Origin of the sequence: Vibrio sp. 10N.222.55.C7 (genome assembly GCF_041473335.1) — a bacterium.
Lineage (GTDB): Bacteria > Pseudomonadota > Gammaproteobacteria > Enterobacterales > Vibrionaceae > Vibrio > Vibrio crassostreae_C.
In genome coordinates this window covers 12,332-29,432 of sequence record NZ_JBFRSC010000016.1, presented here as the reverse complement: position 1 = coordinate 29,432, position 17,101 = coordinate 12,332, and the positions used below count along the sequence as shown (strand labels likewise).

The window sequence follows — 17,101 nt, the reverse complement described above, 5'->3', positions numbered from 1 at the left end:
TATGTCAGATTACACCAATATTGCTCATCCCTACGCCAAAGCATCGTTTGAATTTGCTTTAGGTGAAAACCAGTTACAAGAGTGGCACTCAATGCTGTCCATTCTTGTGGCTGTCGCGGAAGAAGAAACGATCGCTAGTCAGATTTCTTCAGCAGAAGGTGCTTCTACACACCAAACAGAAGAGCTGGCAAACCTCATCATTCATATTTGCCAAGGACTCGTTGATGACCACGTCATTAATCTTATTCGAGTCTTGGCCGAGAACGGCCGCCTTTCTGTTGTAAGAGACCTGTTTGAATTGTACTGCGAGCTAAAGGACGAACATGAACGTGTAGTGCCTGTCACTGTCACCAGTTCAGAAATGCTGACACAAGATCAAGTTACGTCACTAACAGCTGCACTTGAGAAGAAATTAGAGCGTCAGGTTGAAATGAAGCAGGTTATTGATGACACGTTAGTAGGTGGAATGGTCATCAAGGCGGGTGAAACCGTTATCGATGGTTCTTTAAACACATCAATTGACCGATTGGCTCATCAACTTCACGCGAGATAGGTAACAATTATGCAATTAAATTCAAATGAAATCAGCGATCTAATCAAAGAACGCATCTCGAAATTTAATGTGAGCACCGAGGCTCGCAATGAAGGCACTATCGTATCGGTTCGTGATGGCATCATCACAATCAATGGCCTTGCTGATGTTATGCAAGGCGAGATGATTGAGCTACCAGGTGGCAAATACGCACTCGCACTTAACCTCGATACGCACTCAGTAGGTGCGGTGGTTATGGGCCCCTACACTGACCTATCTGAAGGTATGAAAGTGAAAGGTACAGGTCGTATCTTGGAAGTCCCCGTCGGTAACGGTCTTCTTGGCCGTGTTGTGAACACATTAGGCGAGCCAATCGATGGCAAAGGCCCAGTAAGTTGTGACCGACTCGACCCTGTAGAAGTGATTGCACCCGGTGTAATCGAACGTAAGTCTGTTGATCAGCCAATTCAAACTGGCTATAAAGCGGTTGATACCATGGTGCCAATCGGTCGTGGTCAACGTGAACTTATCATCGGTGACCGTCAGACGGGTAAAACAGCGTTAGCTATCGATGCGATCATCAATCAGAAAGATTCTGGCATCAAATGTGTGTATGTAGCGATTGGCCAAAAAGCCTCCACTATCGCTAACGTGGTTCGTAAACTCGAAGACCACGATGCGCTTAAAAACACCATCGTAGTCGTGGCATCAGCATCAGAGTCTGCAGCGCTTCAATACCTAGCCCCTTATGCGGGTTGCACCATGGGTGAATACTTCCGTGACCGCGGTGAAGATGCACTGATCATCTATGATGACCTATCAAAACAAGCCGTTGCTTACCGTCAAATCTCGTTGCTATTGAAACGCCCACCGGGTCGTGAAGCCTTCCCTGGCGACGTATTCTACCTTCACTCACGCCTTCTAGAACGTGCAGCACGAGTGAATGCAGAGTATGTAGAGAAGTTCACTAACGGTGAAGTGAAAGGTCAAACTGGCTCATTAACGGCGCTTCCGATCATTGAAACTCAAGCGGGTGACGTATCAGCGTTTGTACCAACCAACGTAATCTCAATCACCGATGGTCAGGTTTTCCTTCAAACCCAATTGTTTAACTCAGGCTTACGTCCTGCAGTAGACCCAGGTATCTCGGTATCTCGTGTGGGTGGTGCGGCGCAATGCAAGATCATCAAGAAACTGTCTGGTGGTATCCGTACTTCATTAGCTCAATATCGCGAGCTGGCGGCCTTTGCTCAGTTCTCTTCTGACTTAGATGAGATGACGCGCAAACAGCTAGACCATGGTGAGCGTGTTACCGAATTAATGAAGCAAAAACAATACTCTCCAATGTCAGTCGCTGAGCAAGCAACGGTTATCTACGCAGCAGAGAAAGGCTACTTGGTCGGTGTTGAGCTAAACAACATTGCCCGTTTTGAAGAAGAGCTGATTGCTTATGCCAAAGGTCAGAACCCTGCGTTGTTCGAAAAAATCAACGCGACAGGCGATTACAATGACGAAATCGACGGTGCTCTTAAAGAGATCCTAGAAGGTTTTGTTGGGATGAAAGCTTGGTAAGTGCTCCGGTTTGTTAGCTGGAAATCAAAACAAATAGGAGCAGATTATGGCAAGTACTAAAGAAATTCGCACCAAGATAGCCAGTGTTAGTAACACTCAGAAAATCACTAGCGCAATGGAAATGGTTGCAGCAAGTAAGATGCGCAAGGTTCAAGACAACATGACGCTAACTCGCCCCTACGCCGAGAACATGCGAAAAGTTATCTCTCATGTTGCATCGGGTTCCCTGGAGTACCAGCACCCTTACCTGCAACAGCGTGAACCTAAGCGTGTCGCTTACATCATTATCTCGTCCGATCGCGGCTTGTGTGGTGGCTTGAACTCAAACTTGTTCAAGAAAGTGTTAGAAGAAATGGAGCAATGGCGCACCAAGGGAGTCGAGGTAGAAACAACCTTAGTGGGATCTAAGGCTATCTCGTTCTTCCAACGCGGCGGCAACGTTATTGCACAAACGTCAGGTCTTGGCGATACACCTAAGTTAGAAGACATCTTAGGTACGGTGAATGCCATGCTCGGGCATTACGACGAAGGTAAAATCGATAGCTTGTATCTCGTTTACAACCAGTTCGTCAACACCATGGTTCAAGCGCCAACGACCTTGCAGTTGCTCCCCCACCCTTCGGATTCTGAGGAAGGTGGTGAGCCTAAAAAAGCGCGTCGTTGGGACTACATCTATGAGCAAGCACCCAAAGACATACTCTCAGAACTGTTACATCGATACATCGAATCGCAAGTGTATCAAGGCATTGTTGAGAGCATTGCCTGTGAGCAAGCAGCCCGAATGGTCGCTATGAAAGCGGCGACTGATAACGCAGGCCAACTCATTGATGACTTGCAGTTGGTCTACAACAAGGCGCGTCAGGCTGCCATTACCCAAGAGCTGAGTGAAATAGTCTCAGGTGCCCAAGCTGTCTAGGGCTAGAAAAGACTGGGTCAAGAACAGAATTTGAGGATTTAAGAATGAGTGTTGGAAAAATAGTTAAAGTAATCGGCGCGGTGGTTGACGTCGAGTTCAGCGGCGGCAACAGCCCACGCGTTTATGATGCATTGAAAGTGACTAGCGACGAAGCAAGCTCGTTAGTATTGGAAGTACAACAACAACTGGGTAGCAATATCGTTCGTTGTATTGCAATGGGTACGTCAGATGGCTTACGTCGTGGCCTAACGGTTGAAAACACAGGCTCTCCAATCACGGTTCCTGTCGGCGAAGAAACGCTAGGCCGTATCATGAACGTGCTTGGTCAACCTATCGATGAGTGTGGTGAAATCGGTCAGAAAGAAAACTACGAGATTCACCGTGAAGCCCCTTCTTATGAAGAACAAGCAAACAGCACTGAGCTTCTAGAAACAGGCGTTAAGGTTATCGACCTTATCTGTCCATTCGCTAAGGGTGGTAAAATTGGTCTGTTCGGTGGTGCTGGTGTAGGTAAAACCGTCAACATGATGGAGCTTATCAACAACATCGCCAAAGCCCACTCAGGTCTTTCTGTGTTTACCGGTGTAGGTGAGCGTACTCGTGAAGGTAACGACTTCTACTACGAGATGAAAGAAGCAGGTGTACTAGACAAAGTAGCCATGGTTTACGGTCAAATGAACGAGCCACCGGGAAACCGTCTACGTGTAGCACTTACAGGCCTAACTATGGCTGAGCGCTTCCGTGATGAAGGTCGTGACGTACTGTTGTTCATTGATAACATTTACCGTTACACGCTTGCCGGGACTGAGGTATCAGCTCTGCTAGGTCGTATGCCTTCAGCAGTAGGTTACCAACCAACACTGGCTGAAGAGATGGGTGTGCTTCAAGAGCGTATCACGTCAACAAAACAAGGCTCTATCACCTCTATCCAAGCAGTATACGTACCTGCGGATGACTTGACTGACCCATCGCCAGCAACAACCTTTGCTCACTTAGATGCGACCGTTGTACTGTCTCGTAACATCGCGGCACTGGGTCTATACCCTGCGATTGACCCGTTAGATTCAACGTCACGTCAGTTAGATCCGCTGATCGTAGGCCAAGAGCACTACGACATTGCACAAAAAGTACAAACAACGCTGCAACGCTACAAAGAGCTAAAAGACATCATCGCGATTCTTGGTATGGATGAGCTGTCTACTGAAGACAAACAGACCGTATCTCGCGCTCGTAAGATTGAACGTTTCTTAACGCAGCCTTACCACGTAGCCGAAGTGTTTACCGGTCAGAAAGGTGTCTTTGTACCGCTAAGCGAAACACTAAGAGGCTTTAAAGGTCTATTGAGCGGTGAATATGACGATATCCCAGAGCAAGCGTTCTTGTACTGTGGCTCTATCGACGAAGTGCTTAACAAAGCAAAATCACTCTAAGAGGTAGGTGCACCATGGCTATCGGAATTACAGATAATACATTTCAACTTAATATTGTAAGTGCGGAAGGTACGCTGTTTTCAGGTCCAGCGTATGCCCTAGCCGTTTCTGGCGCTGACGGTGAACTGGGGATCCGCCCCGGTCACTCCCCGCTTCTCAGTAAGATCAAACCGGGCGTAACCGTGTTTGTTACAGACCCTAAATCAGAAGGCCAAGTGCTGTATGTCTCTGGTGGGATGCTGGAAGTTCAGCCGGATGTGGTTACGTTATTAGCCGACACGGCCTTGCATGGTAAAGACATTGACCGCGCTCGCGCAGAAGAAGCGAAATATGCCGCTCTAGAGAACATCAACAAGGGCAACATAGACATTAACTTTGCACAAGCTCAACTGGAACTGGCGAAAGCTGTCGCTCAGCTTCGTGCATCAGAATTAACGTCTTCTCGCACACGTCACTGAGAATAGAGCTTAGATTTTTGTTGATTCTAAATGCAGAAAGGCTCACTAAATAGTGAGCCTTTTGATATCTGCTTAACGCAAACCGAGTTCTAACGTTGATTAACGTCTTAAAAGAATAATGTTAGAAGAATTCAATCGAATTACGGCCGCTTTTATCGTCACGTGTTGGCTTAGGCGTATCCGCTTTCTTTTTCGGTTTCTTCTCTTTTTTCTCTTTCTTTGGTTCAGCCTTTGCGCTTAGCATTTCAGCTTTGCTTTTCTTAGATTCCTTCTTCTTAGAATCCTTTTTAGACTGACCTTTCTTCGCCTTGTTATCTTTTTTAGGCGCTTCTTTCTTTTTCGGCTTGTCTGATTCTTCTTGTACTGGCTGATCACACACCACTACATAGTACTCTTGGTTGAACTCGAAGAAGTCACCATCGTACATTTTGCGACGCTTACGCGTTTCTAGCTCACCATTTACCGCTACGTAGCCTTCAGAGATGATGTGCTTAGCTTCACCGCCACCACTCACTAGGTTAGCAATTTTAAACACTTTGTAGAGCTCGATTGGCTGTGATGAAACATCAATACCAATTGCTTCAATTTCAATCTCTTCGCCTTCTTCGCCCAGCTCTTGGCCTTCGTAATCAGCGTCTTCGTAATGTTCTTGGTCCATGGTGACCTCTACCTAAATATGTACTTCTGAAATATTGGGCGCAGTGTAATCTTAAAACAACGAAATGACCATGTTGAATTCAACCAGAGCCCATTTGTTTTAAACAAACCCTCTGCGTTATAAAACACCACCAACATTCGAAAGACTCACCAACTGCTTAGTATATTCATGCTGCGGATTACCAAACAAAGTCTCAGTGTCGCCCTTCTCTATTACCTCGCCAGCTTTCATGACGATGGTGTAATGACACAAGGATTTCACGACATTCAGATCATGACTGATAAACAAATAGGTCAGGCCATACTTTTCTTGAAGTGACTTCAGCAAATCCAATACTTGAGCTTGAACGGTTCTGTCCAATGACGATGTTGGTTCATCGAGCAGGATAAACTCTGGCTTTAAAATCAAAGCACGAGCAATCGCAATACGCTGCCTTTGACCGCCAGAAAACTCATTTGGGTAACGGTGACGCGTTTCAGGATCGAGGTCAACCTCTTTCATTACGTCACAGATGCGTTGGTCGAGTTCGTGCTCATCCAATTGTTGATGCACTAACAAACCTTCGCCAATCACCTGAGCGACCGACATTCTCGGGTTTAGCGCAGAAAACGGGTCTTGAAAGACTACTTGCATACGGCTTCTAAACGGAAGCATCTGTTTTCGATCTAAACCTTGAAGCTGTTCACTCGAGTAGGTGATTGACCCTTCACTATCTACCAGCTTAAGTATCGCCATACCGGTCGTCGATTTACCAGAACCACTTTCGCCAACCAAACCGATTGAGTGCCCTTTCTTCAAAGTGAACTCCATGTCGGTCACAGCTTTAACATGAGAAATGGTGCGCTTGAATAAACCGCCCGTGATCGGGAACCAAACACGAAGTTGATTTACATCGAGTAGCGGTTTGCTTTCGGGTGACACAGGAACGGGCAAACCTTTCGGATCAGAGTTAATAAGTTTTTGAGTGTAAGGGTGAGCAGGCGCGTTAAACAGGGTATGACAGTCGTTACTTTCGACCAAGCGACCATCTTTCATTACTGCTACTCTGTCGGCAATCTTACGAACGATACTCAAGTCATGAGTAATGAAAAGCATTGCCATACCCAGCTCTTGCTGCAGGTCTTTTAGAAGGTCGAGGATCTGCGCTTGCACCGATACATCCAAAGCCGTTGTCGGCTCATCAGCAATAAGCAGCTCTGGTTCATTGATCAGTGCCATCGCGATCATCACGCGCTGGCGTTCTCCACCAGATAGCTCGTGCGGATAGGCTGAAATCTTTTGCTCAGGATAGCGAATGCCAACCTTTGAAAGCCACTCTATCGCCAAGGCTTGTGCTTTGTTGGTTCGCATACCACGATGAATTGCTAAGGTTTCAACAAGCTGTTTTCCAATTCGATGAAGCGGATTTAGGGAAACCATAGGCTCTTGGAAGATCATTCCAATACGACCACCACGAATCCCGCGCAACTGTCTTTCTGAACAGCTCAGGATATCGGTACCAGAGAAATTGATCTTACCGTTTAAGTAATGAGACGAGCCTTTAGGTAACAGTTTTAAAATCGAGTTAGCCGTGACCGACTTACCTGATCCACTCTCTCCGACTAGTGCTAGCGTTTCACCTTTGTAGATCTCTAGACAAACATCTTGCGTCACTTGTTCTATCGAATCTTTTCGGCCGAAACCGACAGACAGTTTATCTATGGTCAGAACTGGAGATGCATTAGAAGCCTCTGCTGTTGACCCTGAAGTAGGAACTGTATTTGAAGTCATAACCTATCCTTACTTCTGTTGATGTGGGTCGAAAGCATCACGCACCGCTTCACCAACGAAGACAAGTAACGTCAACATCAGAGAAAGCACGACGAAAGCAGAGATACCAAGCCAAGGCGCTTGCAAGTTCGCTTTACCTTGCGCCAATAGCTCGCCCAATGAAGGTGAACCCGCAGGAAGACCAAAGCCTAAGAAATCTAATGAGGTTAACGTAGTGACCGAGCCTGAAAGGATAAACGGCATCATGGTTAACGAAGCCACCATCGCGTTGGGTAGCATGTGACGAAGCATAATGCGTTTATCATCGACACCCATGGCTTGCGCGGCTCTTACATAATCAAAGTTTCGACAGCGTAGGAATTCAGCTCGAACAATCCCCACCAAACTCATCCAACTGAAGAGCACCATTATTCCGAGCAGCCACCAGAAGTTCGGCTCAATAAAACTCGATAGAATGATCAGCAAGAACAAGGTCGGCATACCAGACCAGACTTCAATAAAGCGCTGCCCAAACAAGTCGACCCAGCCACCGTAGTAGCCTTGTGTTGCGCCAACCACGACACCAATCACGCTCGATACAATGGTCAGAATAAAACCAAATAGAACGGAAATACGGAAGCCATAAATGATACGAGCTAATACATCTCGCCCCTTATCATCAGTCCCTAACCAGTTCACCGAATCGGGCTCCGATGGCACCGCACCTGAAATATCGAAGTTTATTGTGTCGTAGCTAAACGGAATGATTGGCCACACGATGTAACCGTTGTCTTCAATGAGCTCGATAACATACGGGTCTTTGTAGTCGGCCTCGGTTTCAAACTCACCACCAAACTCCGTCTCGGCATATTCATTGATAACAGGCACAAACCACTGATTATCATAAGAAACCAAGAGTGGTTTATCATTGGCAATGATCTCAGCGAACAGGCTCAAGCCAAACAAGATGGTAAATATCCAAAGGGAGATAAAACCACGCTTGTTTGCTTTAAAACGTAACCAACGAGCTTCAGCTAAAGGGTTGTTAAACATTTATTATCAATACCTTGTTATTCGTTCGCCATTAACGCGCTTCAAAATCAATTCGAGGATCAACCCAGGTATACGTCAGGTCGGAGATAATGCTCAGCACCAAGCCAAGCAAGGTCATGATATAGAGAGAGCTGAACACCACGGGATAGTCACGTTGAATGGTTGATTCAAAGCCAAGCAGACCAATTCCTTCGAGTGAAAACATCACTTCAATCAACATAGAACCCGTGAAGAAAATACTAATAAATGCGCTTGGGAAACCCGCAATAATGATCAGCATGGCGTTACGGAAAACGTGCTTATAAAGAATACTGCTCTCGTCCAAGCCTTTCGCTCTCGCAGTCACTACATATTGCTTATTGATTTCATCAAGGAAGGAGTTTTTGGTCAGCATGCTGAGCGTGGCGAATCCACCGATAACCATGGCGAAAATGGGCAACGCCAAGTGCCAGAAGTAGTCGCCAATTTGCTGATACCAGTTGAGCTGGTCGAAGTTACTCGACACAAGCCCTCGCAATGGGAACCAACTGAAGTAGTTACCGCTTGCAAACAAGATAATCAGAATAATCGCAAACAAGAAGCCCGGCACCGCGTAGCCGACAATCACCACCGCGCTCGACCAAATATCAAAGCGAGAGCCGTGATGTATCGCCTTCATAATGCCTAAGGGTATCGAAATCACATAGATGATTAACGTACTCCACAACCCTAAGGAAATGGAGACAGGTAAACGCTCGATGATTAAATCAATCACGTTACCACCCTTAAACAGGCTTTCACCAAAGTTAAAGGTCGCGTAGTTTTTCAACATATCGAAGTAGCGAACGTGAATCGGTTTATCAAACCCAAACTGCTTTTTGATCTCTTCAACCACTTCAGGATCAAGCCCGCGTGAGCCTTTATAGCCACTGGCAGACGCTTGATCACTTTCACTTAAATCAACTTCTTGTCCACCACCAGAAAAACGCTCCATAATGCCAGAGTTATGCCCTTCTAATTGAGCAACAGCTTGCTCTACCGGGCCTCCAGGCGCTATCTGGATGATGAAAAAGTTGATGGTGATGATCGCCCACAGCGTGGGGATCACCAACAATAAACGTCGAAATATATACGCGGCCATGCTAACTAACTCCTAGCGACGTTTTTCAGGAAGCAAAGCCGCCTTCTCTTCTGAAATCCACCATGTATCGATACCTAAATCGTATTTAGGCAATACATCTGGACGCTCAAACTTGTCCCACATTGCTACGCGATACTCGCCAACGTGCCATTGCGGGATGTTGTAGAAATTCCACTGCAATACTCGGTCTAGTGAACGACCTAGTGTAAGAAGCTTTTCAGGGTGCTGTTGGTTACGCGCAATTTCTTCTGTTAATGCGTCAACCACTGGATCCATCACACCTGCAGTATTGTAAGTAGAATCAATGTAGTTAGAGTTCCAAACAATCATTAAGTTCGGGCTAGGATAAGGGTTTGCGGAAAATGAAGACGACACCATGTCGAAATCACGATCACGCAAGCGCTTGATGTACTGAGTGGTATCGATGGTACGGATCTTCATCTCGATACCCATGCGTTTCAGGTTTTTTTGAACCGGTGTTGCGATACGCTCGGTGGTTGGGCTGTAAATCAGCAACTCAAATGACATCGGCTTGCCGGTCTTTTCGTTGGTCATCACTTTGTCTTTCAGCACCCAACCCGCTTCTTTCAGCAATTTGAAAGCTGTGCGCATTTGGCTACGAATACGGCCACTGCCATCGGTGACTGATGGCTGGAATTCTTCAGTAAAAACTCTCGGTGGAATTTGGTCTTTGTATTGAGACAACAACTCAACTTCAGCTTCGCTTGGTAAGCCTTTCGCTTCATAGTCAGTGTTTTGGAAGTAACTACGAGTCCGTTTGTACTGACCATAAAACATGTTCTTGTTCATCCACTCAAAGTCCATCGCGTACGTTAACGCTTCACGAACTTTAGGATCAGAGAACACTGGAGATTGAATATTGAAGACAAAACCTTGAGTCGTTTCAGGCTTCTCATGGTTGATCTCTTCTTTAATGATGTAGCCTTTATCGAAGTTTGCGCCCGTGTAAGAGTTGGCCCAGAACTTAGCCGAGTTCTCGGTTCGAAGATCGAACTCCCCTGCTTTGAAGGCTTCGAGCATTACGGTGTCATCGCGATAGTAATCGTACTGCACTTGCTTGAAGTTATTGCGACCAACATTGACTGGTAGGTCTGCTGCCCAGTAGTTTTCATCTAGGCCGTAGGTAACACTTTGCCCAGATTTATAGCTGATGATCTTATAGGGACCACTACCTACTGGTGGTTCGCTTAGAGGCTCAGACAGTTTTCTGTCTTTCCAGAAATGTTTCGGCAATACACGAGTGCTTTGCGCGAAGCTAAACAGTTTTTCGCGGTTTGGACTGTTCATTTCAATACGAACAACCAAATCAGAGACCGCTTTTACTGACTTAATCTCTTTGTAATACACACGATACTGAGGCACGCCCTCGGTTGAGAACTTGTCAAAAGTAAAGGCAACATCATGCGCAGTGATAGGCTCGCCATCTTGGAATTTAGCATTTGGGTTGATGTCGATTTCCATCCAAGTGAAATCACTGGAGTAGCGAACCTTTGAAGCGATCAATGGATAGTACGCATCAATCTCGTCACTCGGAGAAAACATCAAGGTATCGTAAATCTCTCCGGTATAACTTGCAGCAACGCCGCGGGAACCGAATCGATTAAAGCTATCGTACGTACCTATGCTGCCATAGGTCACTTTGCCCTGCTTTGGCGCATCAGGATTAACGTAATCGAAGTGAGTGAAATCGGCTGGATATTTTGCTTCACCAAAACCAACCAGTTGTGTGGTTTCAATAACGGTGACAGCAGGAGTTGATTGAGTTTCAGAAGCGTAAGTAACGGAGGGTTGTAAAGCAATAAGCGGCAACATGATTGCACATGACTTCAATTTAAACCTGAAAAACTGAGTGCGTTGCGAGGCTTTGCGTCGAAAAACTGTTCCCATTTGACTCTCCCTTCAAATGTCATGAATTCTATATTCAAGTTGATTTATCGGCTTTGAATGCATGCCGTTAAATCAAGTATAGGTTCAAATCTAACATCATGTAATAACTAATAAAACCATCAGCACTCTATCTCTGACGGTTTATTTACAATTAACTCGTCACAGCTCGAAGTTATTGGATGCAGTGAGCTTTGATTGAGTTGATTAGCTTGGTGGCGTTGGAAAGCTCGGGGGAAGGCAGAAGCACTAAGATTGCTTAGCGTGAATGACACAAACCTCCACGGCTTAGATTCCTTTGGTTGGCTTCTAAAGTGAAATTTAGGCTCTAAATAATCAACAAACTATACTTTTACTGGAGTATCCTTGCAGCCTAGGTCTAAATGGAATGACACTTTGAACAAACCAAACCAAATAACATTCGCAACGTTCAATCTTCTGAACTATCTCGAGCCACCGAATGCTTATTATGATTTTGAGAACATCTACAGCTTTGAAGAATGGCAGAAGAAGCAACATTGGATGGCTGAAGCGATTCGTTCGTTAGATTGCGATGTGATTGGCTTCCAAGAGATATTTAGCCCGCAGTCTTTAGAGCAATTGATGAACGAGTTAGGGTATCCATACTTTGCAGTGGTCGATAGCGCACACGTTGAAGATGATTACCTATACACCTCACCTGTCGTTGGGATCGCTTCCCGTTACCCGATTGAAAACGTACAGCCTGTTGCGCCAGATTCGAAGTTACTGACAGCATTCAACCTTGACGACAAATTCTCATTCAACAGAACGCCTGTTCACGCGACGATTACGTTACCCCATTTAGGTTCAACCGACTGTTATGTGGTGCACTTCAAATCACAACGTCCGACAGAACCAAAGGTAGAATCTGGTGATGCGAACAACACTCAGCAAGGTGCAAAACCACAAAGTGACACGCTCACTCGTTTTCACCAAGAACAGCTTGGTTCTTGGCTATCGAGTGTCCAACGCGGTCTAGAAGCTCAGATGCTGCACCAATACATCACCCATCAACGCTACCAGACCGACCAGCCAGTTGTGTTAATGGGTGACTTTAATAAGCCACTGTTTAATGATGAGTTTAAAGGGCTGTTGAGTTACTCAATCAACCGAGACGAAAACAGCAAGCATTGGCTATCCCACTTTCAATTGAAAGACAGCTGGGATCTTTATCATCAACTGCATGAAGAAGACTTGCTTGAACAGCGTAAGCCAACCCATTACTACGGCGCTTCTGGGTCTGTACTGGACTACATTTTGATGTCGAACGAGTTTGATTGTCAGAACTCTTCAAGCTTAATGGAGATCTCTAGCTACACAGTGTTAGACCATCACCTGATTAATCCAAGCTTCGAGCATGACCAATTCAGTACCGACCATGCCATCGTGTCTGTCACCGCTCATATTCGTGAAGCCTAGAGTTAAACATAAAAAAGCCGCAGTCAAAAACTGCGGCCTTCCACTTTAGTTAAACGGGTTGAGCCAACCGACGCCCCATTTAGAAACCGATTTACCGTTCAACAAAGTGTGAAACTTAGAATGTGTACATTGCGCCTAAGTAGAAAGAATCCAGAACAACAGTATCTTCTGTCTTGTGTCCGTTTTCGTAATCTTCGATATCAAAAGCATCGGCTTCGTATGCTAAGCGAAAGCTCAACGAAGACATTGTAGGTGGCGTATATCCAACACCAACACCAACACCCATACGGATGCCATCTCCCGAATCATCAAAACCATCTCCTGAAGGGCGAGAGCCACCAGCAAGCTTCATGTCTAGATCAATAGTCGACAGACCGATAGTGCCAAATGGACGAATGCCATTATCAAACGTGTAACCGAGGTTCGCCGTTACCGAAAAGATTTGAGGTGTCCAAGTGAAAACCTTATTACCAGATTTCGTTTTCAGGGCGATATCACCAAAATCTGTGTATTGAGCTTCAACCGAAACAATGCGGTTAAATTTGTAACCAGCAATTAATCGGTAAGTATTGTCTTCGGCTTTAAAAGTAATAGGCTCACTGATCGTGTCAGTTAACCCGCCCACTTCGACCATTAGCACACTTAAATAGTTACCCGCTCGAACAGCAGACCAGTTTTGCTCAATCTCCACAATTCAGAATAAGACGAACAGAAAACACGATGAACCACACAATAGACCTCAACGGCTTAATCATTGATATCGACGCTCGAACGATTACCAATCAGCAAGGAAACAAAATCACTTTGCGCCCTCACCTATTAGCAGTGCTCTGCTTATTATTGGAAAATGTGGGAAGACCGATTTCAAGAGAGCATATTGTTGATGTGTGTTGGGACGGGCAACTCTCGTCACCGCATGTTCTTGCTAACGTCGTCTATAACCTACGCAATGTCTTCGCGCGATTAAGAGCACAAAACGTCCATATCATTACCATCAGTAAGTTTGGATATGCGCTATCGATTGAACCCACATAAAGGATTTATGCAATCAATGGCGGTGACTAAGATCACCAAAAAACGCCCCATCGAAACGTTTCGATGATCATTATCACACTCTAAAACAATCAAACGTGCAAATGATAAATCAGACACTATTATCACTATCGAAACGTTTCGATGGCTTTTCTTGAGTTGTTCTCAACCCATCAAGCGTTATTTTTCGATAGGTCGTGATATGAAAAAAAGTACTCTAATAAACTCTGAACTCTCTTACCTAGTGGCGACTCTTGGCCACACAGATGAAATCACGATTTGTGACGCGGGCCTGCCAATTCCAGACCACGTAACTCGTATTGATCTTGCTTTAACTCACGGTGTCCCTAGCTTTCAGCAAACGGTAAAAACCATGCTGGATGAATCTCAAATCGAAGGCGTTGTGATTGCAGAAGAGTTTGCGAAAGTAAGCCCAGAGCACCACGCAGCGCTGATTGATTTGATCAAGACAGAAGAAGCACGTTGTGGCAAATCGCTTTCTATTACTTACATCACTCATGAAGAATTCAAACAGCGAACGCATGAAAGCCGTGCAGTGATTCGCACCGGTGAATGCACACCCTACGCAAATGTTATTTTCCAAGCTGGCGTAACCTTTTAGCTCAAGCAAAACGCAACGACAGCTCAGTGTCATCACTGAACCAAAAGAATACATAGACAGAACAATCAAATACAACTGGCCCCGAGTAAAGGAACCGACATGACTCAAGCCATTTTAGAACTTAGCTCAATTGAGAAAGCCTTCCCTGGTGTTAAAGCACTGGATAAGGCAAGCCTCAACGTTTATCCAGGACGCGTAATGGCGTTAATGGGTGAAAACGGTGCGGGTAAATCAACGCTCATGAAAGTGCTTACGGGTATCTATCACTTGGACGGCGGCACTATCGCCTACCAAGGAAAACCTGCTGCATTTAAAGGGCCACGTGATTCTCAACAAGCAGGCATTAGCATCATTCACCAAGAACTGAATCTAATTCCTGAGTTGACCATCGCCGAGAACATCTTCTTAGGTCGTGAAATCACGGGCACCATGGGTCGTATCTTGTGGAACGAGATGTACCAAGAAGCCGACAAGCTACTTAAACGCCTTAACGTGAAACACAGCTCGAAAACACCTTTAGGCCAGTTGAGCCTTGGTGAGCAACAAATGGTAGAGATCGCAAAAGCCCTATCGTTTGAATCTAAGGTCATCATCATGGATGAACCAACTGATGCGCTTACCGATACCGAAACCGAGTCGCTATTTAAGGTAATTAACGAGCTACGTTCTGAAGGCTGCGGCATTGTTTACATCTCTCACCGCTTGAAAGAGATCTTTGAGATTTGTGACGACATCACGGTACTTCGTGACGGTAAGTTTATTGGTCAGTGTGAAGTTAAAGACACCGACGAAGATGGCTTAATCGAAATGATGGTTGGCCGTAAGCTAGACGAACAATACCCACGTATCGGGCAGAGCCACGGTGAAACCTGTCTTGAAGTGATTGGCCTGACGGGTTCTGGTGTTCATGACGTGAGCTTTACTCTAAAGCGCGGCGAAATCCTGGGTGTATCTGGCCTTATGGGTGCAGGCCGAACTGAACTGATGAAAGTGATTTACGGTGCCCTTCCAAGTGAACGCGGCGTCATCAACCTAGAAAATAAAACCATCAACCCTGTAAGCCCGAAAGACGGCTTGGCCAATGGCATTGCTTACATTTCTGAAGACCGTAAAGGCGATGGCTTAGTTCTAGGGCTTTCTGTTAAAGAAAACATGTCGTTATGTTCACTTGACCTACTAACAAAGAGCGGTCAAATCCAACATAAAGACGAAGTGATTGCAGTAGATGACTTCATCAAGCTATTCAACATCAAAACCCCGACGCGCGAACAGATTATTGGCAACCTTTCTGGTGGTAACCAACAGAAAGTGGCTATCGCTAAGGGCTTGATGACCAAACCAAAAGTACTGATTCTCGACGAGCCAACGCGCGGTGTCGATGTCGGTGCTAAGAAAGAGATTTACCAACTCATTAATAAATTTAAAGCCGACGGCATGAGCATCATTTTAGTCTCATCTGAAATGCCAGAAGTGTTAGGAATGAGTGACCGCATCATGGTGATGCATGAAGGCCGTGTAAGCGGTGAATTTGATGCTAAAGAAGCAAACCAAGAATTATTACTGGCGTGTGCGGTCGGTAAAAAGATCAACGAGGACGCAGCATGAGTACTAAAACCATGAGCAAAACAACTGAAGCTCCAAAGAAAAAACCGTTAATCAGCAAAGAGTGGCTGATTGATCAAAAGTCATTGATTGCTTTGCTCTTCCTGATTGTTGTCGTTTCTTTCTTAAACCCGAACTTCTTTACTGTCGACAACATCCTAAACATTCTGCGCCAAACCTCGGTTAACGCAATTATCGCTGTAGGTATGACGCTGGTTATCTTAACCGCGGGTATCGACTTGAGTGTTGGTTCTGTACTGGCGCTTTGTGGTGCGTTCGCAGCCAGCATGATTGGCATGGAAATCCCTGTGATGATCGCAGTACCAACCGCTCTTGTAGCAGGTGCAGCATTAGGTGCGATTAGTGGTGTGATTATCGCTAAGGGTAAGGTTCAAGCCTTCATCGCAACGCTTGTCACCATGACACTACTTCGCGGCGTAACCATGGTTTACACAGATGGTCGTCCTATTTCAACAGGCTTCACAGACACAGCAGACGCATTCGCTTGGTTCGGTACTGGCTACGCAATGGGTGTACCGGTTCCAGTATGGATCATGGTCGTGGTATTCGCAGCAGTATGGTACCTACTTAACCACACACGCTTTGGTCGCTACGTTTACGCACTGGGTGGCAACGAATCAGCAACTCGCCTATCAGGCATCGACGTAGACAAAGTAAAAATCGGTGTTTACGCAATCTGTGGTCTGCTAGCTGCAGTGGCAGGCATCATCGTGGCATCGCGTTTGTCATCTGCTCAACCAACCGCAGGTATGGGTTATGAGCTAGACGCTATCGCAGCCGTAGTTCTTGGCGGGACAAGCTTAGCTGGCGGTCGTGGCCGTATCATGGGCACATTGATTGGTGCTCTGATTATCGGCTTCCTAAACAACGCCCTAAACCTACTAGACGTATCTTCTTACTACCAGATGATTGCAAAAGCAGTGGTTATTCTTCTGGCAGTATTGGTCGACAACAAAAACAAATAAAACCTATTCACACTCTAGGTTAATAC

General features: G+C 45.7%; 16 protein-coding genes. 10 read left to right on the top strand and 6 right to left on the bottom strand.

Annotated features, from left to right (window positions below; genetic code table 11):
* Position 1 precedes the first annotated feature (1 nt).
* Genes AB4482_RS05465 through AB4482_RS05445 form a run of 5 tightly spaced genes read left to right on the top strand, consistent with a single transcriptional unit; the run spans position 2 to position 4,908 of the window.
* A complete protein-coding gene (locus AB4482_RS05465; protein ID WP_017060840.1) occupies positions 2-553 on the top strand; it encodes a F0F1 ATP synthase subunit delta in 552 nt (183 codons plus the stop codon).
* Positions 554-562: 9 nt separating this feature from the next.
* On the top strand, positions 563-2,104 hold the full coding sequence (gene atpA, locus AB4482_RS05460) for a F0F1 ATP synthase subunit alpha (RefSeq protein ID WP_017060841.1): 1,542 nt from the start codon (positions 563-565) through the stop codon (positions 2,102-2,104).
* Between the two features lie 46 nt (positions 2,105-2,150).
* On the top strand, positions 2,151-3,020 hold the full coding sequence (gene atpG, locus AB4482_RS05455) for a F0F1 ATP synthase subunit gamma (protein ID WP_017064727.1): 870 nt from the start codon (positions 2,151-2,153) through the stop codon (positions 3,018-3,020).
* A 44-nt stretch (positions 3,021-3,064) separates the two neighbouring features.
* On the top strand, positions 3,065-4,450 hold the full coding sequence (gene atpD, locus AB4482_RS05450; RefSeq protein WP_017060843.1) for a F0F1 ATP synthase subunit beta: 1,386 nt from the start codon (positions 3,065-3,067) through the stop codon (positions 4,448-4,450).
* A 14-nt stretch (positions 4,451-4,464) separates the two neighbouring features.
* On the top strand, positions 4,465-4,908 hold the full coding sequence (locus AB4482_RS05445; protein ID WP_019820614.1) for a F0F1 ATP synthase subunit epsilon: 444 nt from the start codon (positions 4,465-4,467) through the stop codon (positions 4,906-4,908).
* A 121-nt stretch (positions 4,909-5,029) separates the two neighbouring features.
* On the opposite strand, the gene AB4482_RS05440 is transcribed toward AB4482_RS05445, so the two are convergent.
* The 5 genes from AB4482_RS05440 to AB4482_RS05420 all read right to left on the bottom strand — a co-directional run bounded on the left by AB4482_RS05440 (position 5,030) and on the right by AB4482_RS05420 (position 11,396).
* A complete protein-coding gene (locus AB4482_RS05440; protein WP_102431246.1) occupies positions 5,030-5,566 on the bottom strand; it encodes an RNA-binding S4 domain-containing protein in 537 nt (178 codons plus the stop codon).
* A 117-nt stretch (positions 5,567-5,683) separates the two neighbouring features.
* Positions 5,684-7,336, bottom strand: a complete 1,653-nt coding sequence (gene yejF / locus AB4482_RS05435; protein ID WP_372180635.1) for a microcin C ABC transporter ATP-binding protein YejF — start codon at positions 7,334-7,336, stop codon at positions 5,684-5,686.
* 9 nt (positions 7,337-7,345) lie between these two features.
* Positions 7,346-8,368, bottom strand: a complete 1,023-nt coding sequence (locus AB4482_RS05430; RefSeq protein ID WP_017060847.1) for an ABC transporter permease — start codon at positions 8,366-8,368, stop codon at positions 7,346-7,348.
* A 31-nt stretch (positions 8,369-8,399) separates the two neighbouring features.
* Entirely contained in the window at positions 8,400-9,488 is a 1,089-nt protein-coding gene (locus AB4482_RS05425; RefSeq protein ID WP_004730359.1) for a microcin C ABC transporter permease YejB, read from the bottom strand.
* A 12-nt stretch (positions 9,489-9,500) separates the two neighbouring features.
* Positions 9,501-11,396 carry an extracellular solute-binding protein gene (locus AB4482_RS05420; RefSeq protein ID WP_108208165.1) on the bottom strand — a complete coding sequence of 632 codons (1,896 nt, stop codon included), beginning with the start codon at positions 11,394-11,396 and terminating at the stop codon, positions 9,501-9,503.
* A 393-nt stretch (positions 11,397-11,789) separates the two neighbouring features.
* On the opposite strand from AB4482_RS05420, the gene AB4482_RS05415 reads away from it, so the two are divergent.
* Positions 11,790-12,833 carry an endonuclease/exonuclease/phosphatase family protein gene (locus AB4482_RS05415; protein ID WP_108149531.1) on the top strand — a complete coding sequence of 348 codons (1,044 nt, stop codon included), beginning with the start codon at positions 11,790-11,792 and terminating at the stop codon, positions 12,831-12,833.
* Positions 12,834-12,948: 115 nt separating this feature from the next.
* On the opposite strand, the gene AB4482_RS05410 is transcribed toward AB4482_RS05415, so the two are convergent.
* The gene (locus AB4482_RS05410) at positions 12,949-13,467 is read right to left on the bottom strand and encodes an outer membrane beta-barrel protein (RefSeq protein WP_372175110.1); all 519 of its coding nucleotides are present in this window, start codon (positions 13,465-13,467) and stop codon (positions 12,949-12,951) included.
* Between the two features lie 86 nt (positions 13,468-13,553).
* Between AB4482_RS05410 and AB4482_RS05405 the strand changes: the two genes are divergently transcribed.
* From AB4482_RS05405 to rbsC, 4 genes are all read left to right on the top strand, one after another.
* Positions 13,554-13,868 carry a winged helix-turn-helix domain-containing protein gene (locus AB4482_RS05405; RefSeq protein ID WP_172379169.1) on the top strand — a complete coding sequence of 105 codons (315 nt, stop codon included), beginning with the start codon at positions 13,554-13,556 and terminating at the stop codon, positions 13,866-13,868.
* Positions 13,869-14,067: 199 nt separating this feature from the next.
* Positions 14,068-14,487 carry a D-ribose pyranase gene (rbsD, locus tag AB4482_RS05400; RefSeq protein WP_017060853.1) on the top strand — a complete coding sequence of 140 codons (420 nt, stop codon included), beginning with the start codon at positions 14,068-14,070 and terminating at the stop codon, positions 14,485-14,487.
* A gap of 99 nt (positions 14,488-14,586) precedes the next feature.
* On the top strand, positions 14,587-16,092 hold the full coding sequence (gene rbsA, locus AB4482_RS05395) for a ribose ABC transporter ATP-binding protein RbsA (RefSeq protein ID WP_372175105.1): 1,506 nt from the start codon (positions 14,587-14,589) through the stop codon (positions 16,090-16,092).
* Positions 16,089-17,075 (top strand): ribose ABC transporter permease, encoded by a 987-nt coding sequence (rbsC, locus tag AB4482_RS05390; protein WP_017060855.1) that lies wholly within the window; start codon positions 16,089-16,091, stop codon positions 17,073-17,075. The genes rbsA and rbsC overlap by 4 nt, the downstream gene beginning before the upstream one ends.
* Positions 17,076-17,101 lie beyond the last annotated feature (26 nt).